Origin of the sequence: Geobacter sp. OR-1, from assembly GCF_000813145.1 — a bacterium.
Classification (GTDB): Bacteria; Desulfobacterota; Desulfuromonadia; order Geobacterales; family DSM-12255; genus Geoanaerobacter.
Map to the genome: position 1 here is coordinate 1 of NZ_BAZF01000027.1, position 26,472 is coordinate 26,472.

Annotated in this window: 28 protein-coding genes; 19 read left to right on the plus strand and 9 right to left on the minus strand. The window is 51.8% G+C overall.

Annotation, left to right across the window (positions count from 1 at the left end; all coding sequences use genetic code 11):
* On the plus strand, positions 1–956 hold a 956-nt coding region (locus OR1_RS22375; protein WP_237754358.1), incomplete at its 5' end, for an Ig-like domain-containing protein.
* 83 nt (positions 957–1,039) lie between these two features.
* Here the strand turns inward: OR1_RS22375 and OR1_RS18800 are convergent.
* Complete coding sequence (locus tag OR1_RS18800; protein WP_041974321.1) at positions 1,040–1,714, minus strand: choice-of-anchor C family PEP-CTERM protein; 675 nt, start codon at positions 1,712–1,714, stop codon at positions 1,040–1,042.
* Positions 1,715–2,062: 348 nt separating this feature from the next.
* On the opposite strand from OR1_RS18800, the gene OR1_RS18805 reads away from it, so the two are divergent.
* Positions 2,063–3,916, plus strand: coding sequence for a B12-binding domain-containing radical SAM protein (locus OR1_RS18805; RefSeq protein WP_237754359.1), 1,854 nt, complete (start codon positions 2,063–2,065; stop codon positions 3,914–3,916).
* 49 nt (positions 3,917–3,965) lie between these two features.
* Here OR1_RS18805 and OR1_RS21175 read toward each other — a convergent pair whose 3' ends face one another.
* On the minus strand, positions 3,966–4,832 hold the full coding sequence (locus tag OR1_RS21175) for a ParB/RepB/Spo0J family partition protein (protein ID WP_052440666.1): 867 nt from the start codon (positions 4,830–4,832) through the stop codon (positions 3,966–3,968).
* Positions 4,833–4,916: 84 nt separating this feature from the next.
* Here OR1_RS21175 and OR1_RS18815 point away from each other — a divergent pair, with 84 nt between their 5' ends.
* Together OR1_RS18815 and OR1_RS18820 are read left to right on the plus strand one after the other, a co-directional pair.
* A complete protein-coding gene (locus tag OR1_RS18815) occupies positions 4,917–5,606 on the plus strand; it encodes a YkgJ family cysteine cluster protein (protein WP_370543375.1) in 690 nt (229 codons plus the stop codon).
* 69 nt (positions 5,607–5,675) lie between these two features.
* On the plus strand, positions 5,676–7,022 hold the full coding sequence (locus tag OR1_RS18820; RefSeq protein WP_041974323.1) for a DEAD/DEAH box helicase: 1,347 nt from the start codon (positions 5,676–5,678) through the stop codon (positions 7,020–7,022).
* 47 nt (positions 7,023–7,069) lie between these two features.
* On the opposite strand, the gene purN is transcribed toward OR1_RS18820, so the two are convergent.
* Both purN and purM read right to left on the minus strand, forming a co-directional pair.
* Positions 7,070–7,687, minus strand: coding sequence for a phosphoribosylglycinamide formyltransferase (purN, locus tag OR1_RS18825; RefSeq protein WP_041974325.1), 618 nt, complete (start codon positions 7,685–7,687; stop codon positions 7,070–7,072).
* Positions 7,688–7,693: 6 nt separating this feature from the next.
* Complete coding sequence (gene purM, locus OR1_RS18830; protein WP_041974327.1) at positions 7,694–8,734, minus strand: phosphoribosylformylglycinamidine cyclo-ligase; 1,041 nt, start codon at positions 8,732–8,734, stop codon at positions 7,694–7,696.
* A 116-nt stretch (positions 8,735–8,850) separates the two neighbouring features.
* Here purM and rimI point away from each other — a divergent pair, with 116 nt between their 5' ends.
* Genes rimI through OR1_RS18850 form a run of 4 tightly spaced genes read left to right on the plus strand, consistent with a single transcriptional unit; the run spans position 8,851 to position 12,119 of the window.
* Complete coding sequence (rimI, locus tag OR1_RS18835; RefSeq protein WP_152609977.1) at positions 8,851–9,330, plus strand: ribosomal protein S18-alanine N-acetyltransferase; 480 nt, start codon at positions 8,851–8,853, stop codon at positions 9,328–9,330.
* Complete coding sequence (locus OR1_RS18840; protein ID WP_041974331.1) at positions 9,330–10,145, plus strand: dihydroorotate dehydrogenase electron transfer subunit; 816 nt, start codon at positions 9,330–9,332, stop codon at positions 10,143–10,145. Before rimI ends, OR1_RS18840 begins: the two co-directional genes overlap by 1 nt.
* Before the next feature lie 4 nt (positions 10,146–10,149).
* A complete protein-coding gene (locus OR1_RS18845; RefSeq protein ID WP_041974333.1) occupies positions 10,150–11,067 on the plus strand; it encodes a dihydroorotate dehydrogenase in 918 nt (305 codons plus the stop codon).
* Positions 11,067–12,119, plus strand: coding sequence for a KamA family radical SAM protein (locus OR1_RS18850; protein WP_041974335.1), 1,053 nt, complete (start codon positions 11,067–11,069; stop codon positions 12,117–12,119). The genes OR1_RS18845 and OR1_RS18850 overlap by 1 nt, the downstream gene beginning before the upstream one ends.
* A 42-nt stretch (positions 12,120–12,161) precedes the next feature.
* Here the strand turns inward: OR1_RS18850 and OR1_RS18855 are convergent, their stop codons facing one another.
* From OR1_RS18855 to infA, 4 genes are all read right to left on the minus strand, one after another.
* Positions 12,162–13,109 carry a diguanylate cyclase gene (locus tag OR1_RS18855; RefSeq protein ID WP_041974337.1) on the minus strand — a complete coding sequence of 316 codons (948 nt, stop codon included), beginning with the start codon at positions 13,107–13,109 and terminating at the stop codon, positions 12,162–12,164.
* 104 nt (positions 13,110–13,213) lie between these two features.
* Complete coding sequence (gene epmA, locus OR1_RS18860; RefSeq protein WP_041974340.1) at positions 13,214–14,137, minus strand: EF-P lysine aminoacylase EpmA; 924 nt, start codon at positions 14,135–14,137, stop codon at positions 13,214–13,216.
* Between the two features lies 1 nt (position 14,138).
* Entirely contained in the window at positions 14,139–14,702 is a 564-nt protein-coding gene (efp, locus tag OR1_RS18865) for an elongation factor P (protein ID WP_041974342.1), read from the minus strand.
* 87 nt (positions 14,703–14,789) lie between these two features.
* The gene (gene infA, locus OR1_RS18870) at positions 14,790–15,008 is read right to left on the minus strand and encodes a translation initiation factor IF-1 (protein ID WP_041974344.1); all 219 of its coding nucleotides are present in this window, start codon (positions 15,006–15,008) and stop codon (positions 14,790–14,792) included.
* Positions 15,009–15,191: 183 nt separating this feature from the next.
* Between infA and OR1_RS18875 the strand changes: the two genes are divergently transcribed.
* The 9 genes from OR1_RS18875 to OR1_RS18915 all read left to right on the plus strand — a co-directional run bounded on the left by OR1_RS18875 (position 15,192) and on the right by OR1_RS18915 (position 23,627).
* Positions 15,192–15,584, plus strand: coding sequence for a hypothetical protein (locus tag OR1_RS18875; protein WP_041974347.1), 393 nt, complete (start codon positions 15,192–15,194; stop codon positions 15,582–15,584).
* The gene (gene rlmD, locus OR1_RS18880) at positions 15,581–16,894 is read left to right on the plus strand and encodes a 23S rRNA (uracil(1939)-C(5))-methyltransferase RlmD (protein ID WP_041974349.1); all 1,314 of its coding nucleotides are present in this window, start codon (positions 15,581–15,583) and stop codon (positions 16,892–16,894) included. Before OR1_RS18875 ends, rlmD begins: the two co-directional genes overlap by 4 nt.
* A gap of 21 nt (positions 16,895–16,915) precedes the next feature.
* The gene (locus tag OR1_RS18885; RefSeq protein WP_041974351.1) at positions 16,916–17,929 is read left to right on the plus strand and encodes a hypothetical protein; all 1,014 of its coding nucleotides are present in this window, start codon (positions 16,916–16,918) and stop codon (positions 17,927–17,929) included.
* A 65-nt stretch (positions 17,930–17,994) separates the two neighbouring features.
* On the plus strand, positions 17,995–18,273 hold the full coding sequence (locus OR1_RS18890) for an integration host factor subunit beta (protein ID WP_041974354.1): 279 nt from the start codon (positions 17,995–17,997) through the stop codon (positions 18,271–18,273).
* A gap of 176 nt (positions 18,274–18,449) precedes the next feature.
* Positions 18,450–19,928, plus strand: a complete 1,479-nt coding sequence (locus OR1_RS18895; RefSeq protein WP_041974408.1) for an OmpA family protein — start codon at positions 18,450–18,452, stop codon at positions 19,926–19,928.
* Positions 19,929–19,999: 71 nt separating this feature from the next.
* Positions 20,000–20,353, plus strand: coding sequence for a hypothetical protein (locus OR1_RS18900; RefSeq protein WP_041974356.1), 354 nt, complete (start codon positions 20,000–20,002; stop codon positions 20,351–20,353).
* A 56-nt stretch (positions 20,354–20,409) separates the two neighbouring features.
* Entirely contained in the window at positions 20,410–21,048 is a 639-nt protein-coding gene (locus OR1_RS18905; RefSeq protein ID WP_041974358.1) for a hypothetical protein, read from the plus strand.
* A gap of 13 nt (positions 21,049–21,061) precedes the next feature.
* Positions 21,062–22,714, plus strand: coding sequence for a Na/Pi cotransporter family protein (locus OR1_RS18910; protein ID WP_041974361.1), 1,653 nt, complete (start codon positions 21,062–21,064; stop codon positions 22,712–22,714).
* Positions 22,707–23,627, plus strand: a complete 921-nt coding sequence (locus OR1_RS18915; protein WP_041974365.1) for an exopolyphosphatase — start codon at positions 22,707–22,709, stop codon at positions 23,625–23,627. The genes OR1_RS18910 and OR1_RS18915 overlap by 8 nt, the downstream gene beginning before the upstream one ends.
* On the opposite strand, the gene OR1_RS18920 is transcribed toward OR1_RS18915, so the two are convergent.
* A complete protein-coding gene (locus OR1_RS18920; RefSeq protein WP_041974368.1) occupies positions 23,624–23,944 on the minus strand; it encodes a c-type cytochrome in 321 nt (106 codons plus the stop codon). The two genes, OR1_RS18915 and OR1_RS18920, sit on opposite strands and share 4 nt — an antisense overlap.
* Positions 23,945–24,118: 174 nt before the next feature.
* Between OR1_RS18920 and iorA the strand changes: the two genes are divergently transcribed.
* Positions 24,119–25,897: an indolepyruvate ferredoxin oxidoreductase subunit alpha gene (gene iorA / locus OR1_RS18925; protein ID WP_041974371.1), complete on the plus strand. Its 1,779-nt coding sequence runs from the start codon at positions 24,119–24,121 to the stop codon at positions 25,895–25,897.
* Positions 25,894–26,472, plus strand: a complete 579-nt coding sequence (locus tag OR1_RS18930) for an indolepyruvate oxidoreductase subunit beta (RefSeq protein WP_041974374.1) — start codon at positions 25,894–25,896, stop codon at positions 26,470–26,472. The genes iorA and OR1_RS18930 overlap by 4 nt, the downstream gene beginning before the upstream one ends.

The window sequence follows — 26,472 nt, forward strand, 5'->3', positions numbered from 1 at the left end:
CACCGGCCAGCTTCACCTTCAGTGGTGAAGGGGCTAAAACCGCTTATGCCTGGGCCAAGGATGCCGCCGGCAATGTCTCTGCAGCTAAAACAGCCACGGTGACCATTACCCTGCCGGATGTCACGGCACCGATCCTGAGCAGTTTCAGTATGCCAACAACGGCAACCTCATTGACTGTCCCGGTATCAGGCCTGTCCGCCACTGACGACAGGGGCGTCACTGGCTACTTGATCACCGAAAGCGCCACACCCCCTTCAGCCACTGCCTCCGGTTGGAGTTCAACGGCACCGGCCAGCTTCACATTCAGTGGTGAAGGGGCTAAAACCGCCTATGCCTGGGCCAAGGATGCTGCCGGCAATGTCTCTGCAGCCAAAACAGCCACGGTGACCATTACTCTGCCGGATGTCGCGCCTCCAATGATTAGCGCATTCTCAATGCCGGCATCCTCAAGCTCATTGACTGTGTCAATATCCGGCCTCGCAGCAACAGACAATGTTGGCGTAACAGGGTATATTGTCACCGAGAGTCCTGCAGTCCCTGTACTCTCTGCTCCCGGTTGGAGTTCTTCAGCGCCTTCCAGCTTTACCTTCAGCGGCACAGGAGTAAAAACAGCCTATGCATGGGCCAGAGACGCTGCAGGTAATGTTTCAGCTTATAAATCTGCCACAGTCACAATTTCGGAGTCTGACTTGATTGTCCCAATAATCACCTTTAGCGCTCCCACTGCAAATTATGTGTACGGCCCCAAGATTACTGTTTCTGTTTCAGCATCTGACAATGTTGCAGTAAGAAAAATGGAACTCTATCTAGACGGCGTCTTGAAATTGACAGTAAACTCAAACGCCATCAAAACAAGTCTTAGTATGAACAAGGGTGTTCATGTGATCATGGTGAAGGCATATGATACCTCAAACAATGTCAGCTCTTCGTCAAAGACCGTGAACAGATTCTACTGACAATTTTCCGGAAACTGGGTGTAAAAAAGGGCACTGAATCTTCCAGTGCCCTTTCATATGTTACGAAAAGGTTGAATAGTAAATTATTTGCGGAATCTGCGACCGAATATCCCTAGCCCGGCCAGACCAGCACCAAGGAGGAAGATAGTTGACGGCTCGGGTACTGGTGCCAGATCTACGCTGACGTTATCGAGTGCTGCACCCCATGCCTGATCATAGGTTTGATCCCCGGTGACATCACCAAAATAGAGTTGAGATTTATCGTTTAAAGCAACAAAATCAAAAAACTTTGTCTCCCATCCCATGTTTCTATGGGTATTTCCGGTCTGATCGAAGGTAAATGTATATGTCCCAATTGATGGATCAGAAGAAGTGGAAACTGTCATCAGTGACTTTGCATACGGTTTGTCAGGGTTGCCGGCCATATCGAACTGAACCCTGTATGTCTTGCCGACTACAGTGTCAAATTCAGCGCCCAGTATAAAACCATGCTGATATGCTCCCGCCAGATCTATGCTTTTATCTCCTTTGCTCGCCTTCCAGTATGAGCCTATCCAGTCAATAGAACCACCAACTACAGTCCACCCATCTATGACATGATTCGGTACACCATTATGTTCGTCAGCAAACACTGTAGTAAATTGACCAACGTCGTAGTTTCCTTCAAAGCTGCCGTTGGTTATCAGATTGGCATGTGCCGAGTTGCTTACTACCAGCAAGAGACCTAGGTATGCAAAATGGACCAAGATGTTTTTCATGACCGTTCCCCTTATCAGAAAGTTAACTTGCAATACTGATGCAATATTAACTCCATGTGATTAATTCTATGTAATCTAAGGTGTTTTGCTGCGGTATGATGCTTGATATGTATGCAAGTGTAAAATATATCGACATATGTAACTGGGGATTGTATTGCTAAAACCTAGCTATTTCAATTATGTATGTGGAATATGTGAATTGTGTTTATCAAGAAGTATGTAAGTATTTTCGACAGGTGTGGGACAGGCAGAAGAAGGAAACCTGATTTGGACTATGAACCTCTTGCCTCTATTCAGGAAACAAGATATCTTGTCCCAATAATGACAATCTCTCCTTTGCATCTTCACATGGTGACAATTCATGCCATCCCTTCACCACAGGCGGTTCCGTTAGCGGCCGCCTGTCTGAAGGTTTTTCTCGACTCCAGACCTGAACCGGCCTATCCCCTGAACATTAGCTGTTCCGAGTATTATTCAGGCACACCGGTGAACGAAATCTGTGCCGCGATTCTGACCCAAGCCCCTGATGTCGTCGGCCTGCCGGTCTATGTCTGGAACCGTGCCGAGTGCTGCGCCATTGCCCACAAATTGCGCGCGGCCGCTCCGGATCTCAAGATCATGGCCGGTGGCCCCGAAGTTACGGCTGATCCGGAATCGGTCCTGGCCGCAGCTCCGTTTGATTTCCTGGTGGTGGGGGAGGGGGAGCTGACTGTCAGCGAGGTGATGGATCGACTGGCAGCAGGCAGAGAGATCGACGATGTTGCGGGATTGGCCAGGATGATGGACGGCAAGCTCTTGCTGTCGAAGCGTGCCCCGATAGCCGATCTCTCCATCCTGCCGTCGCCATGGCTTGCGGGTCTCCTTGATGCCCATATCGCATCGGGTGTTGTCTGGCAGCTGTCGCGTGGCTGCTCGTTCGGTTGCGATTTCTGCTTTGACGGCATGGGTGACCGCAAGGTCAGGCGCTACCCTATGGAGAGGCTTGAGGCGGAGCTGGATTATTTTGTGTGCCGCGGCGTCAGCCAGGTCTTTGTGCTCGACTCCACCTTCAACCAGGATGTGAAGCGGGCCAAGACTCTGTTACGGCTGATCGCCAGGAAGGCTCCCCAGGTTCATTGCCATTTCGAGGTACGCCATGAACTGCTTGACGAAGAACAGGCAAGGCTCTTCTCCAAGCTGACCTGCTCCCTGCAGATCGGCCTGCAGAGCGCCGACCCTGAAGTCGCCGGTAATGTGGGGAGAAAATTCAACCGCGATGATTTTGTCCAAAAGATAATGTTTCTGAACGAGCATGGGGCGATCTTCGGCTTTGACCTGATTTACGGGCTGCCGGGGGATACCCTGGATCGGTTCCGGAACGGACTTGATTTTGCCCTGTCGCTCTATCCGAACCATCTCGACATCTTTCCCCTGTCTGTGCTCCCCGGAACCAGGGTGGCTGAGCGAGCCGCCACTCTGGGGCTCAGACACCTGGCAGCGCCACCGTACACCATGCAGGAGTCCCCGACCTTTCCCCTTGCCGATATGACTTCGGCCCGTCGGCTGGGATCTGCCTGTGACATCTTTTACAGCCGCGGCAAGGCGGTGGCATGGTTCAATGGGGTGTTGTCGGCGTTGCGGATGAAACCGGCGACATTCCTGGAGGAGTTCGCGCAATGGTTACTGGCGGTAAGAGATGGGGAGCCGGAAGAGGCGGAATTCTCCGACGAGGCGATATGGGGCTTGCAGCGCGATTTTCTCACTGCTACCTTCACACAACGGAAACTGAAACGTCTGCTCCCTCTGGCCCTGGATTTCGCGGCCTATCATTACCACTATGCCGCATCGGTAATGGCCGTGCCTCCGGAGATCCGGCAGTTGAGCGGTGCCGACCTGAAGAGAGTTCCCCTGGTGAGGACAGATTCCGCCCGTCTGGCACAGTTTAACTATGAAATCCTCGACCTTCTCGAGTCCGGCGAACCCGACCTGCCGGAATGTTACCGCAGCCTCCAGGCGAACGGATCATTTGCAGTAATCTATCCGAAAGCAGGCGAGGTTCTTACCGAGTCTGTTGCCGAGCCGTATTTCCGCCTCCTGGAGCGGCTCGACGGAAAAAGCCGCTTGCCGGAACTGGCGGCTAACCTGGGGATTCCACTGGACGAAGCGATCGAGTTCCTGGAATTTGCCGTTGAAGAGGGGGTTGTTGTACCACAGGCTGGCTGACCGGTTGGCATCCGGTTTCGGCATGCCGAATAATCTGCATCCTACGTGATCAATTCAGCTTTTCCAGCCGGTCGTCGATCGATCTTCTGAGCGCTTCCAGTTCGTTCCTGATCTTTTTCCGTTCCTTGTCGTTCATCGTGCTCGGGTCGATCGCCGTGATCTTGCTGCAATACGACCTGAACAGGCGGATATAGCTTTTTCGCTCCTTCTTGCCCCCCTCCTTGCTGCGGATTGCCGAGCGGGAGAGTCCGTCGCGACGAAAACGGTCGTACATCGCCTGCATTTCCGCGTCGGAAGAGAGCTTGGCGATCTCCACCAGAATGCTTCTGGCGATCCGGCGATCGCCACGGCAGTCGTCCCGGATCGTTACCGGAAGACGGGTCAGGGATATGATCTCGGAGATGGTCGGAACCGATTTGCCGATAATGCCGGCCAGTTCAGCAAGGGTATAGGAGTGGCGGGACTTCAGCCGTTCGACGGCCTCGGCCTCTTCAATGCTGGTAAGATCCTGGCGGACGAGGTTTTCAACCAGGGCAATTTCAGTGGCATCGCCATCGGCCAGCAGTCCCGGAATCTGTTTGATCTCGGCCCGTCGGGCCGCTGCCAGGCGCCTGCTGCCGGCAATGACAAAGAGCTGTCCATGCTCGGACTGCCTGAACAGCACCGGCTCAAGGAGTCCATGGCGGGAGATCGAACCGGCCAGTTCCTCTAGACCCTCTTCATCCAAGGCCTTGCGCGGCTGGGAAGGGTCGGGAAGCAACTCGGCGACCTCCAGGCGGTAAAGCCGTCCCTTTTGGTATGACGGCATACTCTTGGGTTTCGGGAGATCCGGAGCGGCTTTTTGCTCGGGTTCAAAAAATGACAGCTGGTTGAACAGGCTGTCCTCCAGTTCATCCAATTTCGATTTTTTTGCCATGGTCACGCTCGCAGGGATCTGGAATACAGGAAGCGAACGAATATTAACCTATCGAAACGGATATCTCAAGGGGCTTAAAAAAAGGTGCTGAAAAATCATATTAATGAAATCGCAGAGCGGTACGGGGCACTCCTGGCCGAAATCGACCGGTGGTATGCCGACTGCCTGGAACGTTTCCCCGGGGATATCGCCTGCCGCAAGGGTTGCAGCGACTGTTGCCGCGGCCTGTTCGACATCACGCTGCTTGACGCCTGGTTTCTCAGGCTCGGTTTTGCGCTGCTTCCGGGAAATGTACAACAGACGGTTGCGGCGAAGGCCGGAGAACGGTTGCAGCAATTAAAGGCTATCTGGCCGGAACTTGCTCCGCCATATTTTCTGAACCAGCGACCGGAGGAGGATTGGGAAGAGTTGATGCCGGATGACGACGAAACACCGTGCGTGTTGCTCAGTGATGATGGTCGCTGCCTGGTGTACGCACACCGGCCCATGACCTGCCGGCTCCACGGGCTGCCGCTCGTCGATCCGGACGGATCCCTGCTCCATGATGAGTGGTGCACGATGAATTTCCTCGATAGCGATCCGACATTACTTACGGGACTGAGAGCGGATTTTACTCGCATGTTTCGTGAGGAAGTGACTTTATTTAGAGAACTTGAGAGATTATTGTTAAAGAAGGGGTTTAAGGAGCTTGATACCTTTATTCCGCTGGCACTACTGGTGGATTACGAGAACTTCGACTGGACACGATTTGACTTGTTAGCAGCAAGTGAGTGACTTGTTTAAGCAATTGCTATATAACTCAGAGACATATTATTAATTACTGGTTACAAGGAGAAGAGATATATGGGTTTTACCCATTTTAAGTTTCACCCCGCAATAGCTGCCGGAATCCGCGAAGCGGGTTATTCCCACCCGACACCGATCCAGAAAGATGCCATACCGAAAGTCATGGAGGGGAGGGATGTGCTTGGGCTGGCCCAGACGGGAACGGGCAAGACCGCTGCCTTTGCGCTGCCGATACTGCATCGCCTCTGCAAGGGAGAGCGTCATCGCACCCGTGCCCTCATCGTTGCGCCTACCCGTGAACTCGCCGAGCAGATCGATGCGTCATTCAAGCTGTTTTCGCACCAGAGCGGCCTCAAAAGCGCGACTGTTTATGGTGGTGTCGGTCAACGGCCGCAAGTGGACGCCCTCAAAAGAGGGACCGAGGTAATTGTTGCCTGTCCCGGACGTCTTCTTGACCTGATAGATCAGGGGCATGCCGACATGGGAAAAGTCGAGGTCCTGGTACTCGATGAGGCCGACCAGATGTTTGACATGGGCTTTCTCCCCATGATCCGGAAGATTCTGCAGAAACTCCCTCAAGAGCGACAGACGCTTCTTTTTTCCGCAACCATGCCTGATGAGATCAGGAAGCTTGCTGAGGATATGTTGCGTAACCCGACCACTGTCCAGGTCGATAAGGTGAAGCCGGCAGCTACGGTTAAACATGCGTTGTACCCGGTAGCACAGCATCTGAAAACCCCGTTGCTGATGAATATGCTTGAAAGCCATCAGGAAGGATCTATCCTGGTGTTCACTCGTACCAAGCACCGGGCCAAGCGAATTGGCGAGCAGTTGCAAAAGGCTGGGCTTAAAGCTGCCAGCATTCAGGGAAACCTTTCCCAGAACCGCCGTCAGGAGGCGATGGATGGCTTCAGGGATGGCAGCTACCGGATTCTGGTTGCCACAGACATCGCTGCACGGGGGATTGACGTTTCACTGGTATCTTTGGTCGTCAACTACGACATTCCGGAAACGGCAGAGATGTACATACACCGAATCGGCCGGACCGGCAGGGCGGAACGGAGCGGTGAAGCAATGACGTTCGTGACCGGCGAAGACGGTGCCATGATCAGGGCAATCGAGAAGCTTCTCGGTAAAGCGATTGAGAAAAAGACTATTGCCGGGTTCGATTACAACGTACCGGCACCGAAAAAGGATGAGGAATTCAAGCGGCCGCCGCGCGAACCGCAGCAACGACGTAATCCCGCATCGAAAAAGGGGGCGGCTCAGGGTCAGCCGGCCGTTAAGGCAGGAAACGATGGAAAGCCGGCTCCCGGACGGGCGCAGCAACAGTCACAGCAACAACGATCAGAGTCGGCACCGCAAAAGAAATCAACCCGGCCGCAACGTCGGAGAGAGAAATAGCTTGGTACAGGCTTCGCGGGAGAGCAATTGAAGAAGGGGGAAAAACGTTAACCGACAACCACCCGACGACCGGCAACCTTCAGCTTCCCTTCGGAATAAAGCCGGATCGCCTCAGGGTAGATCCGGTGCTCTTCCTTGTGAATCCGCTGTGACAGGGTATCCTCGGTATCGTCTTCCAGTACCGGGACTACCGCCTGAATGATGATCGGACCGGTGTCGCAGCCGGCATCGACAAAATGGACCGTACAGCCGGAAACCTTGACCCCGTAGTCAAGCGCCTGTTTCTGGGCGTCGAGGCCGGGAAAGGCCGGGAGCAGGGCAGGGTGGATGTTCATGATCCTGTTGGAGAAGGCATTGATGATGACCGGGGTCAGAATCCGCATGAATCCGGCCAGTACGACCAGTTCAACTCCGTGATCCTTGAGAATCCTTACCAGTTCGGCATCGTAGGCCTCGCGGCCGTCAAACCCTTTGTAGGGGAGGTGTATCGCGGGAATGCCGTGCTTTTCGGCCCTCTGCAGTGCACGGGCATCACCTTTATTGCTGATGACGCAGGCAACTCGGGCCGACAGAGCCCCTGCCTCGATCCGGTCGATGATCGCCTGCAGGTTGGTGCCGTTTCCGGAAACCAGCACCCCCAGGTTTACCAATCCGTTGTCAGACATTGGCGATCACTCCGTGAACTCCACGCACTCCTGGCCCAGGCTGCATTTGGCAACTTCGCCGATAATGCATGCCTGTTCCGTCAGGCCGGAGAGGCGGATCAGGATATCGTCGGTCTCTTTTTCCGGGACTGCCAGCACCATCCCGATCCCGCAGTTGAAAGTGCGAAACATCTCTTCGTCGCTGATCGAGCCACCTTCCTGAAGAACTTTGAATATAGCCGGAACTTCCCATGACTTTCGGTCAATAATAGCCTTACAGGAGGCCGGCAAAACCCTGGGGATGTTTTCCAGCAAACCGCCGCCGGTGATGTGGGCAATACCGTTGATATGGAAATCGCGCATCAGGTTCAGGATCGACTTGACATAGATGCGGGTCGGGGTCAGCAGTTCGTCGGCCACTGTCTTGCCGATATCCGGAAGCAGGCTGTCCATCCCCAGCCCCATCTTTTCGAAAATCACCTTTCTGGCCAGGGAGTAACCGTTGCTGTGGAGACCGCTGGAGGTTATTCCGATCAGGCGATCGCCGACAGTTATGGATGAACCGTCGATGATCCGGTCCCGGTCCACCACGCCAACGGTGAACCCGGCAATGTCATATTCGCCGTCAGCATAAAAACCGGGCATTTCCGCGGTTTCTCCGCCGATCAGGGCGCAGCCGGCTTGCACGCAGCCGTTGGATATCCCTTTGACGATCTCGGCGGCCTTTTCCGGGAGCAGTTTCCCGGTGGCGAGGTAATCGAGGAAGAATAGCGGTTCCGCACCTTGGACCACGATGTCGTTGACGCACATCGCCACCAGGTCGATGCCAACGGTATCGTGCCGGTCGGTCATGAAGGCAATTTTCAGCTTGGTGCCGACACCATCGGTGCCGGATACCAGGACCGGGTTCTTGTATTTTTGCGTGTTGAGCGAAAACAGTCCGCCGAATCCACCGATATCCGCGATCACCTCCGGGCGGGAGGTGGCCTTTACCAGCGGCTTTATCATCTTTACAAAAGCGTTGCCCGCATCGATGTCGACACCGGCATCCTTGTAAGTTACTCCCATATCTTCTCAGCTCCAATCGGTTCGTTATGTACCCAATTTCATAAACCATCGGTTCGTAAAAGTCAAACCGATAATAGGTTAAATATTTGTTTACATAAGGAGTCTCATCGCTTATCATGCCGCGAATGACGCGGCTTGACGATATTACTGTTTGCCCGATGACCGAGGCGGACCTGGACGAGGTTCTGGCAATAGAATCGGTCTCCTATCCAAAGCCCTGGGCAAGAGAGCATTTTCTCGACGAGTTGGGCTCACCGTACGCATTCCCGCTTGTGGCGCTGAATGGTGATGGTCGGGTGGCCGGATATATCTGTCCGGTCCTGCTTCTCGACGAGGGTGAGATCCGCAATGTGGCGGTCGATCCCGGGATGAGGGGCAGCGGAGTTGGGCGTCTGCTGGTGGAAGCGGTTCTGGAAGAGTGCCGCAGCCGGGGCGCCGCATACGTTGGGCTTGAAGTGCGGGTGTCCAATCAGGCAGCCCGGGCCTTGTACCGGAAACTCGGTTTTGTGGAGACCGGGGTCAGGCCGAAATACTATGAAAACGGCGAGGATGCAGTATTAATGGAGTGCCCCCTCGACCGGAGCGGAGAGAGCTGATGCAGTTCAAATCAATGGTGTTGTCTAACGTGGAGGTTTCGCCTTCGTATTTCAGGATGAGGATGACTGCACCTCCGGCCATATCAGGTTCGCAACCGGGGCAGTTCGTCATGGTCAGGGTGAACCCGGCCATAGATCCGCTGTTGCGGAGGCCGTTCGGGGTCTTTGATCTCGGGACCTTCGAGACCGAGTTTACCGACTGTGGCCGCCAGAGCTACCTGGAAATCCTGTACAAGGTGGTGGGGAAGGGGACCGCAATGCTTTCGACCCTGCACCAGAATGACCATCTGGATATTCTCGGACCGCTGGGGAAGGGGTTCATCCCCGGAGACCCGGCCGGGGAGAAGCTTCTCGTTGGTGGCGGAGTTGGCCTTGCACCGCTCTATTATCTGGCCAAGGAGCTGGTCAGAGACTCGAAGGTGAACCTGTTTGCCGGCGGCAGGAACAAGGAGGACGTTCTCTGCATTACCGAGTTCGAACGGCTCGGTGTCGAGACCTATGTGGCCACTGACGACGGTACTTTGGGTGCGCGCGGACTGGTTACCGACGTGTTCGAGGAGCAGTTGGCAAAGGCCGGCCCCAAGGCAACGATCCTGGCCTGCGGTCCGTTTCCGATGCTGAAAGCCGTTGCCCTGCTGGCAGAAAAATACAATGTCCCCTGCCAAGTCTCACTGGAGGCTTATATGGCCTGCGGGGTAGGTGCATGTCTCGGCTGCGTGGTCAAGGGGAAAAACCACAGCGATAGCACGCCGGATTATCGTTGCGTATGCAAGGACGGCCCGGTGTTTGACTCAAAAGACCTCCTCTGGAGCTGATAAAATGACTAAACCGAACCTATCTGTCGATATCGCCGGGATCAAACTCCGCAATCCGGTCATGACCGCATCCGGCACCTTTGGCTACGGCGCTGAATTTGCCCCTTATCTGGACCTTGAGCTGCTGGGCGCCATTGTTACCAAAGGGCTGTCCATGAAACCGAAGGCCGGAAACCCGACGCCGAGGATCGTGGAGACCCCGGGAGGGATGCTGAACGCCATCGGTCTCCAGAACGTCGGGATCGAGGCGTTCATAGCGGAAAAGGTCCCTTTCCTCCGGACCGTTACCACTCCGGTCATCGTTAACCTCTATGGCAATACTCTGGAAGAGTACGGCGAGCTTGCCGGAAGGATCGATGCCATACCGGAAGTGGCCGGCATTGAGGTAAACATCTCCTGTCCAAACGTCAAGCAGGGTGGGATAGTCTTCGGTACCGATCCACAGGCAGCCTTTGAGGTGGTAAGTCTGGTCCGCAGATCCACGACCAAACCGCTCATCGTCAAGCTGTCCCCCAATGTCACCGATGTGGTTGTCATGGCCAAAGCCTGTGTCGATGCCGGGGCAGAGGCGTTGTCTCTGATCAATACCCTTACCGGCATGGCCATCGACCTGCAGAAGCGGCGTCCAATCCTGGCCAATATCACCGGCGGTCTCTCCGGGCCGGCCATCAAACCGGTAGCACTGCGTATGGTCTGGCAGGTGGCCAAGGTCGTCAAAGTTCCTTTGATCGGCATAGGTGGGATCATGTCGGCAACCGACGCCCTGGAATTCATTCTGGCCGGGGCGACCGCCGTTCAGGTCGGTACTGCCAACTTTCTCGACCCTTCCTCTGCCGGGACCATCGCAACAGGGATCGAAACCTGGCTTGAGGAGAACGGGGTGGCGGATATCCGCGAACTGATCGGTGCGCTGAAGAGCTGATGTCATTTAACGAATCACAATGGCAAAAATCACTTGCAGCAGCGATCACCTCACCCGACGAGCTTGCCGAGCGGTTCGGCACCGAACCCGAACCGCTGCGGGCGGTTGCGAACCGCTATCCCCTGCGCATAACTCCGCACTATCTCTCCCTTATCAGAATACCGGGTGACCCGATCTGGCGACAGTGCGTGCCGGATCCGGTTGAACTCGAAGACGACCAATCCGAGGATCCACTCTGCGAAGAGAGTCTCAGCCCTGTTCCGGGGCTTATCCACCGCTATCCGGACCGCGTGGTTTGGCTGGTCGCCAATGAATGCGCCGTGTACTGCCGGTTCTGCATGCGCAAACGGCGTGTTGGATGTGGAAGAACTGACGCAACAAGCCGGGATGCCGCCCTGAATTATCTTGCCGGGACCCCGGCCATCCGGGATATCATCCTTTCCGGGGGTGACCCGCTGCTGCTGCCTGATGAGGAATTGGCCGATCTGCTCGGCAGGCTCAGGGCGATTCCCCATGTCGAGATCATAAGGATCGGTACGCGGGTTCCGGTAACACTTCCGGAGCGTATTACACCCGCGCTCTGCCAGGTGTTGAAACGGTTTCACCCGCTTTACATCAACACCCATTTCAACCATCCGGCGGAAATTAACCCGGAATCCGCAGCTGCCTGCGCCAGGCTTGCCGATGCCGGCATCCAGCTGGGCAATCAGACCGTCCTATTGCGCGGCGTGAACGACGACCCTGGCGTGATGCGGTCGCTGATGACCGGACTTCTGAAAATACGCATTAGGCCTTACTACATCCACCAGATGGACCTGGTACGCGGTACCGGCCATTTCCGGACCACCGTGGACTGCGGCATCGAGATCATGGCGTCGCTCAGAGGCCACCTCTCGGGGTTGGCAACGCCTTATTACGTTATCGATCTGCCTGGAGGCAAGGGGAAGGTTCCGGTGTTACCTGAATATGTCCGAAGGCAAAACGGGAAGCTGCTGCTGAGGAGCTATCTTGGTGAGGTTGTAGAGTATAGCGATCCGGCAATAGTGGAATAACGGTAATCAAGGAGACCGGGACGAGTGCTGAAATGATGGCTGTTACATATGGATGGCAATGACCCTGTTTCGCCCCTGCTCTTTGGCCTGGTACAGGCATTTATCCGCCGAGTTGAGCAGTTGGTCCGAATGTTGATGAACTGGCGCGGTATCCGAGTCGACGGTTACCGCGCCGATACTGACGGTTATGGTAATTGTGTTGCCGCTACTGACGACATTGGCTGATGCGACCATCAGCCTAATCCGTTCAGCCACAACCAGACAGCCAGCCAGGTCAGTCTCAGGCAGGACCACGACAAACTCTTCGCCGCCGTAGCGAGCCACCCAGTCGACGTTTTGCCTGATGGAATTGGTGATCTTCTCGACGCACTTTTTCAGAACTTCGTCGCCGGCCTGGTGGCCATAGGTATCGTTAACCGTCTTGAAATGGTCCAGGTCGCAAATCATCACCGACAGCGCGTGACGATAGCGATAATTCCTCTTGATCTCATGGATCAGCTGATGGTCCAGGTAGCCACGATTGAAGGCTCTGGTCAGCGGATCACGGATGGAGATTTTTCGGATCTCTGCCAGGCTCATTTTCAGGGAGCTTTCCAGGTCGAGGATCCGTTCGGCCCCCTTCAAACGCACCTGCAGTTCGTTGAAATGCACCGGTTTGACGATGTATTCATCGGCGCCGGCCTTCAACCCCTTGATCAGGTCTTCCTTGGAATCCAGTCCGGTTAACAGGATAATGTAGATGTAACTGTCAACCCTCATGCTGCGGATCTGCGCGCAGAGTTCCAGGCCGTTCATCTCCGGCATCATCAGGTCGGTAATAATGATGGGGAAGAACTCCTGGCGGTAGAGATCGATTGCTTGGCGGCCGTTTGAGGCAGTCACATAATCGTACCCGTACTTTTCAATGGCATGAATGAGGATAGCCTGATCCAGAGGATTGTCCTCAACAATCAGGATGCGCAGGTTCGAGTGGATGTGGTCCATTGGCATTTAGGACCCCGTGAACGGATAATGGTGCCGATTGAAACCATTCTACCCGATGTTTCCATAGTTACAATATCGACCGGGTATTCACAATTTAGATATGTTTGTTGTCAGAGATCCTCAGGCGTGAAGGCAACAACGGCGTCGATCTCGGCGGCATCGAGCATGACCATGACCAGGCGGTCCACGCCGAGGGCAATTCCGGCGGCAGGGGGCATGGCGGGGAGTTCGGCAAGGAATTTGTTGGCTTCAGGGTAGGGGATGCGACCGGATGACCGGCGATACTGCTCCTCCTGCTCGAACCGGCGGCGCTGTTCGATTGCGTCGGTCAGTTCGGAAAAACCGTTGGCAAGCTCGATTCCACCGATATACAGCTCGAACCGCTCTGCCACCGACTGATCAGCCCCATGCAGACGCGCGAGGGCTCCCCGCTCCGACGGGTAGTTATAGAGGAATGTCGGCTGCCCGATCCCGAGCATCGGCTCGATCGCGTCGGTCATGATCTCGTCGAACCGATCGGATGCCAGGGCAGCATCCACTGACGAATCGCTGAAACGGGCAAATGCTTCCGCTACTGTTAATCGTTGCCATGGTTTGGCGAGTCGAACCTCCCGACCCTGTACCTGCAAGTCGTCATTTAACCCGCATGCCGCAGCCAGTGCAGTCAGAAGGTTTTCGCAGTCAGTCATCAGTCTGGTGTAATCGGCGTCTGCCCGGTACCATTCCAACATGGTGAATTCGGGGAGATGCTTTCTGCCGCGCTCGTTGCCGCGCCAGCAGTGACAGATCTGGAACAGCCTTTCATAACCTGCCGCAAGCAGACGTTTCATGCAGAGTTCCGGGGAGGTATTCAGAAACCAGCCGTCTGAGGGGATGGCGTCGATGTGGGCTTCGGGAGCGGGAGCGGGAATACGAAGAGGGGTCTCCACTTCGAGAAACCCCTCCTGAATAAAAAATTGCCTGATTGCCTGGATGATCTGTGCCCTGGCCACCAGCAACGGGCGACGCCTGGCAAGGGTCCAGTTCACGTTCATGTTAACCCTTGACGCGAGTAGAGTATTCGCCGTTTCTGGTGTCGATGACGATAAGCTCGCCTTCTTCGATAAAAGGCGGCACGCGCAGCACATAGCCGGTCTCTACTGTGGCGGGTTTGGAGTCACTGCCGGACGTATCACCCTTGGCCCATGGGCTGGTTTCGGTAACCCGGAGATTGACGAAATTGGGGAGATCGACACCGATCGCTTTATCCCTGAAGAGCAGCACATCGACCGGAAGGTTGTCGATCAGGTAATTCTTGGAATCGCCGACCGCATCTTCACTCATACGGTACTGTTCAAAGGTCTGGTTGTCCATGAAAACGTAATGGTCGTCCTCTTTGTATAGGAACTGCATCTTGCGGTCTTCAAGGCTGGCAGGTTCGAAGGTCTCGCCGGAACGGTATGTCCGATCAAGAATGGTGCCGTTGATCATGTTGCGCATCTTGGTGCGATACAATGCCTGGCCTTTGCCCGGCTTGGTAAAGTCAAAGGCGATCACAATATAAGGATCGCCATCCAGGGTGATTTTTAGACCTTTCTTCAGGTCTGCAACGGTGTACATAGCTATCTTCTCCTCAAAAAAATACTGGCTTCGGCAGCTGCCGGAGCCAGGTTGTCTGCAATGGTGATATGCTTGGAAAGCAGGCTGTTACTTGACCCGATAGGTAATGCGGCCCCTGCTGAGATCGTATGGTGAGAGCTCTACCGTAACCTTGTCGCCGGGGAGTATTTTTATGAAATACTTACGCATTTTGCCGGAGATATGCGCAAGTACAATATGGTCGTTTTCCAGCTTAACCCTGAACATGGCATTCGGGAGAGGTTCAATAACCGTCCCTTCAACCTCTATGGCTTCTTCCTTGCTCATGCATCACTCCTTATGAAAGCTTTCACCAAGTAAACCGTGCATACTCTACAGAGGATGCGGTTAAAATGCAAGCTGGAATTGCCTGTCCGACCGTCGCAGACAAATTTTGTTGCACAGAAACCACTTTACATGACATCAGTATAAAGTTAATTTTGCCATGAGGCGATCCGGAGGTGCGATTCTTTGAGCGAAATCTTGCGGGAAATCAGGCTCGATAATACTGTTTTAGTGCGGTTTATTGACCAAACTACACACTATTACGGCGGTTTTTTCCATGTTTCAGTCCTAGTGGTGTGTGAAGTTGGTGTTATCCCTGAACATTGCTCTGCCGGTCTGAATTATGAGGAAACGGTTATGTTATTGGGACCCACTGCCTTGTTCAAGAAAAGGCTTGACCGTATGGGGGTACCCCAAGAGGAAATCGAGTCGATGAAAACCCAGCTGATCGATCAGTTTTGGGAGTTCTCGCGGGGATATCTTTCGGATTCTACCTTCCCATGCAGGCTTATATCGGCAGAGGCAATCAAGTTGCGTAAAGATAAATCAAGAAATCCCCTGAGGTTTTCAGCAGAATGAAATTTATCGAGGTGGAAATCGAGAAGGTCGCATTTGGTGGCGCCGGGTTCGGCCATGTTGACGGGAAGGCCTGTTTCGTTCCTTTTGCCACTCCGGGCGACCGGGTGCGGGCCAAGGTAATCAAGGAGAAAAAATCTTATCTTGAGGCGGAACTGGTGGATCTTGTCGCTGCTTCACCCACCAGAATCGACCCGTTATGTCCTGTGTTCGGCACCTGTGGCGGCTGCTCTTTGCAACAGATATCATATCAGCAACAGCTTTCAGTGAAGGAAGAGATGTTTGCCGAACAGTTGTGGCGTTTTGCCAAAGTTGATCGGTCCGTAATATCGCCAATTCAGCCCGCAGTAAACCCGTGGAACTATCGCACCAGGGTGCAGGTAAAGCTTTACTGGCGCGATAATAGTTTATTGATGGGGTTCTTCCGGGGAGGCACCCATTTTGTCGTGCCATTCCCGGGGTCCTGCGCAATCTCGGCGCCTGTTGTCAATAATGTTATTACCGAACTGGGGCATGCTGTCGCGGCATCACCTGAGCCAGATATGATTCCGCAGATTGATATTGCATCCGGCGATGATGGCGAGACAATAATCATCATTCATTACATCGGTAACCGGCCGGACGTTATGTCCGGATATTTCTCCGGTAGTTGTCGGGAATCCATCCCTTCGGTAGACGGTTTTTGGCTGCAGCACGGCCGGAAAAGCACTCTGAAATGGATAGCAGGGATAGAGCGCCTTTCCTACAAGATCTCCAGCCTCCACGGCACCAATCTGCGGCTCAGTTTCAGCAAGGGGGGGTTCAGTCAGGTTAATTACGCGCAGAACCAGAATCTTGTCCGAATTGCCTGTGAAATGTCCGGCCTGACCGGAAAGGAACGAGTGCTTGATCTTTTTTGCGGCAACGGCAACCTGACACTCCCTTTGGCGCTTTTGTCAACCGAAACAGTTGGTATTGAAGAATATGCTCCTTCAATTCAAGACGCGAGGGAAAATGCAGCCGCTAACGGGATCTGCAATGTTTCATTTACCTGCTCAGATGCTGAAGCCGGAGTTGCCGGATTGGTAAAAGCAGGTGAAGTTTTCGACGTAGTGGTCCTTGATCCGCCGCGGACTGGAGCTGCTGAAATTATGCGCTTTATCCCGCAGTTGAAACCTGCACGGGTTGTCTATATTTCGTGTGATCCGGTAACTCTTGCACGAGACATTGCTATCCTGAAAAAATTAGATTATTCTGTAGTCCGCTCTGTTCCTGTCGACATGTTTCCCCAGACCAGCCATATTGAAAGTGTCTCGCTCCTTGAACAAGGCTAGATAAATCATTGAGAGGTTATCGTGCTGTTTAATTTTTTCAAAAAGGATTATTCCCATTATCAGGAACGAGGCGATCGCTTCTATCAGGAGGGGCGTTATGCTGAAGCACGGCATGAATATGAAGAGGCTTTTTCTCTTCTCAAACCCGATACCCCAGCAGAAACAGGTGAGTACCTTTCCGATCGGCTCCGGTCATCAAACAACCAACTCGCATTGCTTAACATACAGGAAGCAGTACATGCTTTCCAAAGTGGGAATCATGCAAAAGGGATCGAGCATGCAGAGTTGGCGTTAGAGCAGGCAGAAGACGAAGCAATCCGCGTAAATGCCAAGGAATTAATCCAAAAAATCGAAATCCCCATTACAATGGAAACACCGCATACTCATAGTCATTCGTGCAACTCATGCAATTCGTCTAACCACCCTGTTGCAGCAACATCTGAAATATCAACGGATTTCCTGCCTTTGGCAGAGCGTTTCGAGCTTCTGATTCAGCCCCTGCCCGGGAATCTTTCCGAACGTTATCGGCAGATGGGAGAGAGATTTGCATGCGGTTATGTTGCAGTTCATGATGAACGGATTGAAGAGGGCTATCGGATTTTTTCGGAGCTCTCCCAGGAAATTCGCAGTGACATTCTTGAATATGAGATTGCCTTGCTTGATTTTCAGTCTCAAAAGTTAGCCGCCTGTGAGCAGAGGCTAAAGTCTGCCTTGTCGTTAAACTCCGACAATCCATTGTGCCATCTGGCAATGGTCCAGCTGATGATTGAGACTGGTAGATTGCACGAAGCTGTACTGATTTTGCAGGAGATGATAGGATCCGGGCATCTGGTAGACCAGGCTTTAATAATGCTTGGGGATGTTTTATTATTGAAGGGCGATTCCGACGCAGCCCTTGGGAAATATTTAGAAGCACTTAACCTGCCGTCAGTTGCCAAGATTGCTGCTCAAAAAGCAATGCCGGTTCTTGACGGGATGGGAAGAACAGCGGATTCGCAAGCACTTGCCAAACGTTATCTAAAGGGATGCTGTTAATTGCCGATCATTAATATATAAATCGATAGTGACGCAGGATTAGACAAGTATCGTCGGAGGTATACATGAACAAATCAGAACTTATTGAAGCGGTTGCAGCACAAAAAGGGCTTTCCTACAAAAAGGCCGAAGAGATTGTTAATACGATTTTTGATGCCATGACCGATGCCATGATTCAGGGCGATAGAATTGAGATAAGAGGGTTCGGAAGCTTTGTTATTAACAGTTACAAGGCTTATACCGGTAGAAACCCGAAAACCGGTGAATCTATTGCCGTCAAGCCCAAGAAACTCCCGTTTTTCAAGGTTGGCAAAGAGCTTAAGGAGAGAGTCGACAAAGATTGACGCTCTTTCGGGTTGCAGTGCCATCGTGGAGCACCATGCTTTTATTGGCCGGTTGGTATGTTTTTGTTTGATAATTATTTTCTTTGGTTCAATAAACTGGAATTATTCCATATAATTACAATTAAATGTTATTTATCCGTCCCAAATTTATAGTTTTCACGATCATTTTCTCAAGTATGGGATTTGTATACGAACATCCCGCATTTGCGGTCCCTTCTCAAAATGGTTCGACCGGTCTGATTACCGTTCCTAGCGCAGAAACCCTTGATGCCGGAAATCTCAGTGCCGGAATCTGGGGGAACCTTTCCAATAAAGATTCGGCCCAATACTTTGTTCTCCCTGCAACCATTACCATGGGAATGGGGTCGTTCATTGAAGTTTTTGGCACGTATCCCAACCTGCTTTTCAATAAGGAAGAAGATTATTCAGATCGAAACAGTGCCGATTTGGGGATGAAAATTCGTTTATACGGTATGCGGACTTCAAATCTGAAGATTGCTGCTGACATGACGCTGCAAAGACGCATTTCCCAGAATCCGGCTGTAGATGGCACAACCGATTATGGTGGACGCCTCTTGGCCTCCTACAAGACAGATCAATTTGGGGTTCATGCATACGGCGGATACGCGACCAGGCAATTATCGGCAGATGAACTTCTTTATGGCACCGCCCTGGAGCTTTCCATTACTCCGCGCGTGAAGATATTTACTGAGTTAACCGGAAGCAGATATTTGAATGACACTTCGCTAGAAGGCCCATTCGATGCTGATGTCGGTTTACAGTATTTTTTGTCGCCATATTTGACTCTTTCCCTTGCCGCGGGGAAAGGTTTAACCGATGCAAGCCCGGACTGGCGGTTCATTTTCGGCGTTTCGACTTCAACCGGTTTAGGGAGCTACATAAAACCGATTCCAAAGCTTGAGAGCGAAATTCAAGCTGAAGCCGCCAAGCAGGTTGTGATAAAGCCGGTAAAGATAATCCCCATATCGCCAAAGCTGGTAAAAGCCCCTGCACCTGCTGAAGCTGTAAGTAAAATCGAAGTTCCTCTGGAAATGGACAAGGAGGAAATCGTAGTACGAACCTATGGGCAGATAATTCTTCCGCCGCAGAATAACGAAACGGCACGACCATTTATCCCTCCTCCCCCTCAGGATATAGCGGCGGAGAAGGAGACAACTCCCCAGGAATTGAAAGTAAATAAAATTGAAGACCAACCCCCTACATATGGGCTCAATGTTAAGGGCGAAGCACCTGTTACTCCAAAACCTGAGGAGAAACTGGTTGCTTATCGAAGATTCCGTTTCCCTGATGTAGTTGGATACTTTCAACAGGGTCAGGCTGAACTTACACCAGAAGCAAAAAAACTTCTTGCAGATCTGGCCGAACAGATACGAGCCGACAATTTGTGGTCATATTTACGAATTGATGCCTATACTGATTCCATCGGTTCACAAAAATACAACTTTGATCTTTCACTACGCCGTGCCATTGAAGTGGCCAGTTATCTTATCAACAGAGAAGGGCTAGATTCGTCCCGAATTTTCGTGCGAGGGATGGGGAGTGCTAATCAGTTGGCAGACAACCAGACTGAAGTCGGTCGCAAGATGAACAGAAGGTTTGAAATCCTCTTTCTTCAGCGTGATGAAAAGAAATGAGATGTTACTCTAAACTGTTATGCCTGTTGTTGTTCCTGACTTGCGTAATCAGTGCGCCTGTTGCCGGGGAAATGACTCTGCCCAGAGGCGCCCAATATCTGGGAGAGGCGCAGAGCGATAGTGTTGACCCCCCTTTTGATCAGCATTTAAGATCCGCGATCGATATGCTGTTGCCTCAACTTAGACAACTTAACTCTGAAGCGACGATTTTGATTGAAGCTTATTATCCCGGGAAAAAGGGCAAAACTCGCGAACAGCAGATCAGTATTGCGTTTTCACTGGCAGAACAGGTTCAACATTACCTGAAAGTAAAGCATTCCCTTGATCGTGATTTTGTTGTTGCAATTTGGGGCGATACTGACAATATGTCAAAATATCCTAAAATACGGTTTACTACCTATCCAAGGGATTATTTTGATAACTGACCTGGCTTCTTATTCCTACAATCGATGAATGGCTTGTGAAGCAAGGGAGGAATATAATGAAAAGAATTCTGATTCTCATTATTTCAATCTGTTTTATGTCCGGGTGCTCTTCGTTGAAAGTTATTCCCGAGCCTGTTCAAGGCGGAGAAATAAACGCCAAGGATAATTCTCTGAGTATAACTCGTAACAATGTGACCGTTATGGCCAGAAGTGGCGATATGGAGATTGTCTCTTATAACCTTGATGGAAGTGTCGCCTCATTTTTTGTTGTTATTAACAATCAAACTGATGATGAACTGACAATTAACAACAATTCGTTTCTGCTTGTCGATAATGATGGCAGGCAGTATTTCCAATTAACTCCGGAAAAGGTTAAGGAGATAATCGCGCGGGACACCTATTATCTTATACCGTATCCTTACGTGGGATTTTATTACTTGGAAGATTACGAAAAATCATCATTCTATAACCGATTTACTTCTGACCGGCCATACTTTTATGAGGTATATCCTCAGGATATTTACACAAAGGCCTTACCTGTAGGGTCAATAATTCCCAAAGCTAAAATTGCCGGCTTGGTATATTTCAGAATTGACCTTGAAGGTAAAAAAGGGGTTAATCTTGAGTTTTTTAGAAATAATTCCCCGAGATCAATGCCGGCAGATTTCATTTTTCCATTCAAAATCGTAAAATAGTTCGGAGTCAACAATGCCTTACGCATCCCTGTGGGAGGCGCTTGGTGGATTAGGCATATTCATTCTCGGCATGAAATTAATGTCAGAGGGGCTCCAGAAGGTCGCCGGTGAAAAAATTCGCGGCTTTCTGGAAAAGTTGACAGGAACCCGCCTGAGCTCTGCCTTCATCGGGAGCTGCCTTTCTGCGTCTCTCCAATCCAGCAGCGCTGCTTCTATCCTTGTGATCGGTTTCATAAATGCCGGTTTGTTGTCCTTATATCAAGCATTGGCGGTTATGCTTGGAACCGGCATAGGCACCACCATCGCAATCCAGTTTATAGCTTTCCGTGTCTCAATTGTTGCCCAACCGCTTATTTTCGTCGGTGCAATTATGAAGTTTTTCTGCCACCGCCGCCGGTGGGTTTATGCCGGAGATCTCATGCTCGGCGCCGGCTTGGTATTTCTCGGTCTGCAGATCATGGAAATGGGGTTTGTGCCTTTTACGGAGAAGGCCATTGGTGTCGGCCTGCATCAAATCCAGTTGCCATGGCGACTGGTTTCAATTTTACTGGGCGCGGCAATATCGTTCATGCTGCAGTCCGGCAGCGCTGCCGTTGGAGTTGTGATTGCCCTCACCGGCAGCGGTCTTGTCCCTTTTGAAAACGGTTTCCATATGGTGGTGGGAGAGGTGCTTGGCACCACACTTATTGCTTCTATTGCCACCATAAGCGGCACTTTGGCCGCAAAACGCACTGTCTTGATATACCTGTTGATCAACATATTCGCTATTATGCTGGTTGTTATTTTCCCTGATGCATTCCGGGGGGTAGCATTTTGGATTACACCCGGAAGTGGCGACCCGGCTCTTATGACTCAACCAGCGGCAATTCCACGACTTCTTGCAAACATCCATACGATTTTCAGTATTCTGACAATGATTCTTTTCCTGCCGCTTCTGGGCTTTTTTGCTCGCTCGGCCAAATCGATTCTTCCCGGACGACAAAAGGGGGGCGATTTCGAGGCATCATGCAAGTTCATTGATAGCCGGGTTATTAATACGCCATCTCTGGCAATGCTCCAGGCTAAAAATGAACTTCACCGAATGGCTGAGATTACTTCTTCGATGTACGATGATGTAATCGAACAGTTCTTTCGATTTGATGCCAAACGGGCAATCCGGATTCGTAACAAGGAAGAGACTCTGGATTTGCTCCAGAGAGAGCTTTCCAGCTTTCTCGTCCGATTGTCGCAACAGCCAGTGTCTACGGAAACAGCTCTAAGCATTCCTGTGATGCTCACCGTTGTGAACATACTGGAGCATATTGGGGATCAGAATGAACAAATTGTGGGCGCTCTCTTAAGAAAAAAGGAGAATAAGATACTTTTTTCCGGAGAAGCAATGGCTGAGTTGAAAAATCTTGCCGTACGGGTTGGAGACCTTGTCCATCTGGCCCTTCTTGCGTCAGAACCTTTTTCGGAAACCATCAGGACTGATGCTCGTGGTTTGAAAGACGAGATCGACACACTTGAAGATCACATGCACAACAGTCATATAAAGCGTCTTTCCGAGGGTAGATGCACCATACTGGCCGGAGTGGCCTACAGTGACATCATTGTTTCGTTCGATAAAATTGCCGAGTACGCGCATTCGGTCATCAAACAGGCAAAGAGGTTTGGAAATGAATGAAGCTGTTGGGGCCATAGATCTTGGGACTAATACGGCTCGACTGCTCATAGGGTCCTGCCACAAAGGTAAGATCGATCAACAATTCATTATGCGCAGGATCACCAGGCTCGGCGGAGGATTTTCCTCTGAAACCGGTATTTCCGACGAAGCACGTCATCGTTCACTACAGACTATGCAGGAATTTGCCATAAAACTCCGGGAATATGGAGTCAAGAGGTTACGCGCCGTGGCTACCAGTGCGGTTCGCGATGCTGCCAACGGAGACCTGTTCTGCCGTGAAGTATTACAGGAAACCGGGATTAACCTTGAAGTAATTGATGGAGACTGTGAGGGAGTTCTGACCTTAAGAGGGGTGATGGCCGGGTTGGATAATGTTCCGGAAAACCTTCTGGTATTTGATGTCGGAGGAGGGAGTACTGAATATACACTGGCGAGGGGGGGGGATTCCTTATTCTGTGTTAGCCTGCCCCTCGGCGTTGTCCGGCTTACGGAAGGCAAGCCGGATATGGCCGCGATGGCAGATAAAATTGACCGGGAACTGTCCCGTCTAAAAAAGATGTTGATCGGAAACGGGCTACTTGATGCTGCCAAAGGCGCTGTGACTGTTGGTACTGCGGGAACGGCAACAACTCTTGCCGCGATCAGTATGAAAATGTCTGATTATGACTATCGCAAGGTCAATAATTACTGCGTAAGTCTAGATGAAATTGAATCGATATTTTCCCTACTGTTGCCTATGTCTCCGGAGAACCGTCTCAAGGTGCCGGGGATGGAAAAAGGGCGAGAGGATTTAATAATTGCCGGGACTCTTCTCACCTTGAAAACTTTGGCATGTTTTGGCTCTGGCATGCTTAAGGTAAGCGATTTCGGGCTCCTTGAAGGAGTGCTCCTCTCAGTCTGTGACAACAGTTAGTTCGGTCCGGCAAACGATTTTAAATACAGAATAAGTGATTGCATTTCCTCTGAATCCGGTTTCAGCGGTTTTCCCTGCAGAGCTTTCTGTATGCAACGGTTTGCTATTTCTGTCAGCTTATCATCATCATACGTACCAGCCCATTCAAGCTTCTTGCCGCCCGGATGGCAGGTAGCACAACTTTTGCCGGTCGTTCCCAGCTTAGTATTTTCGAACAGTTGCTTGCCCCGCTCAATGGAAATGCCAGCTGCGGCATTGCCAACAGCAGCAGTACAAAAGGCGCTCAGAACTATAAATAAAGAAAACGATTTTTTCATGTTGTCCTCCGGCATTTTTCAAAAAAGCGTAGCCGATTTCCGTTTCATGTCAATCTCCGTTATCCTTCTTCAAGCAAAATGCCGTTCTGATTGGAGTTGACAGAAACTCCGCCTTTCGATTATATTTGCGCTTTCCAAAGGGGTTTACCCAGAATAGATATTGAGGGCAGTTCATTGAAGAAAGAAATCCTGTCAGGCAACGAGGCCATTGCCCGAGGCGCATTCGAGGCTGGTGTGAAGGTTGCCAGTGCCTATCCCGGAACACCGTCAACAGAAATACTAGAAAACATAATTAGATATCCCGACATTAATTCTTCTTGGGCGCCTAATGAGAAGGTAGCTCTAGAAGTAGCGATTGGCGCATCATTTGGTGGTGGCAGGGCGATCGCCTGCATGAAGCATGTTGGGGTCAACGTGGCTGCCGACCCACTTTTTACTCTCTCATACACCGGCGTAGGCGGTGGACTGTTGCTGGTTGTTGCCGATGATCCTGAGATGCACTCCTCCCAAAACGAACAGGACAGCAGGAATTATGCGCGGTTTGCAAAGGTGCCGATGCTTGAACCTGCTGACTCTTCGGAATGCAAGGAATTTACCCGGCTGGCATTTGATCTGTCCGAACAGTTTGATACCCCGGTGATGCTGAGGAGCTGTACCAGGATTTCACACGGCAAGTCGATTGTTGAGCTTGCAGAACCGGTATCAGGGCTAAGCGAGCCAAAGCTGGTCAAAAACCCTGCAAAACTCGTAATGCTCCCCGGGAATGCCCGTGTTCGTCACCCGCTGGTTGAAGAGCGGGTGGTCAAGCTGGGTGAACATGGCGACTCCTGGGAGATAAACCGGGTCGAATACCGTTCCAATGAAATCGGGATAATAGCTGCCGGAGTAACCTACCAGTATGTCCGCGAAGCTCTGCCCGAGGCCTCTACTCTTAAATTGGGAATGGTCTATCCTTTACCAAAGGAAAGAATCCGAGACTTTGCCGGGAAAGTCAAGACGGTGTATGTAGTTGAAGAACTCGATCCTTTCATCGAGGATCAGGTTAAGGCCATGGGGATTTCCGTCATTGGGAAAGAAATCATTCCCATGTGCGGCGAGCTTTCTCCATGGCGTATTCGCAAGGCCTTTGCCGATGCCGGTATCATCAACATCCCTGAATACCAGGCGATCCAGACGGAACCAATACCTTCCCGACCGCCAAACATGTGCCCCGGGTGTCCGCATCGCGGACTCTTTTACATGCTCAATCGTCTCAATGCCTATGTAACAGGTGACATCGGTTGTTATACCCTGGGCTTCATGCCGCCGCTGAATGCCATGGATACTTGTGTCTGCATGGGGGCTTCCATCAGCAATGCGTCGGGCATTGTGCGCGTTCTATCCCCTGAGGAGCGACACCGTGTGGTAGCGGTCATCGGCGACTCGACTTTCCTTCATACCGGCATTAACTCTCTCATGGAAATGGCCTGGAATCAGTCTCCGGCCACGGTTGTCATTCTGGACAACCGGATTACTGCCATGACCGGAAGACAGGAGAACCCTGCGTCAGGCTTTACCTTGTCCGGAGAGCCGGCGCCGGAGGTGAATATTCCCGATCTCTGCCGAGCACTTGGCATCCGAAATCTGAAGGTGATTGACCCCTATGATCTTGAAGCAACCTTCAATACCCTTAAGGAAGAGATGGATAGGGATGAGCCTTCGGTAATAGTTACCAACAGGCCGTGCTGTCTTATCAAAGGGGATGACCGTTTTCAGGCAGGCGAGGTTCTTTACGTTGACCAAGATGCCTGTACCGGATGCAGGGCCTGTCTCCGCATAGGGTGTCCGGCTATCGAGTGGCAACCTGCCCCGGACGGGAAGAAGGGTAAAGCATATATAGACCCGCTCCTTTGCACCGGCTGCACCGTCTGTCAGCAGCTCTGCAAGTTCGATGCGATCAGGGGGGGGAAATGAGTGACAAGGTGACCAACATCCTACTCGTCGGGGTCGGCGGTCAAGGGATTCTCCTTGCTTCCGAGATCCTTGCCGAAGCCTTTATGCTGGCCGGCTTTGATGTCAAAAAGAGCGAAATCCACGGCATGTCGCAACGTGGCGGCAGCGTGGTATCCCATGTACGTTTTGGCGCAACGGTGTGCTCTCCGGTGGTCCCCGAAGGGGAGGGCGACATCCTTTTCGGGTTCGAACTGCTTGAGACCTATAGGTATCTGCCATTGCTCAGATCTGGAGCCAAGGTTGTCGCCAATGATTTCCGCATATATCCGCCTGCTGTTCTGCTCGGTCAACAGGCATATCCCGACGGGCTGGCCGAAAAGATCCGCAATCTTATGCCTGATCTGCTTCTGGTTGACGGCCTGAAATTCGCAATTGAAGCCGGAAACCCCAGAGCTGCCAATACAGTCCTTCTGGGAGCTGTCTCGGGGAAGCTCGATATCGAAGAGTCTGTATGGTTGAATGCCATAGAAAAAATGGTGCCAAGGAAGGCGCTTGATGTAAACCTTAAGGCGTTCCGAATTGGTCGATCACTGTAG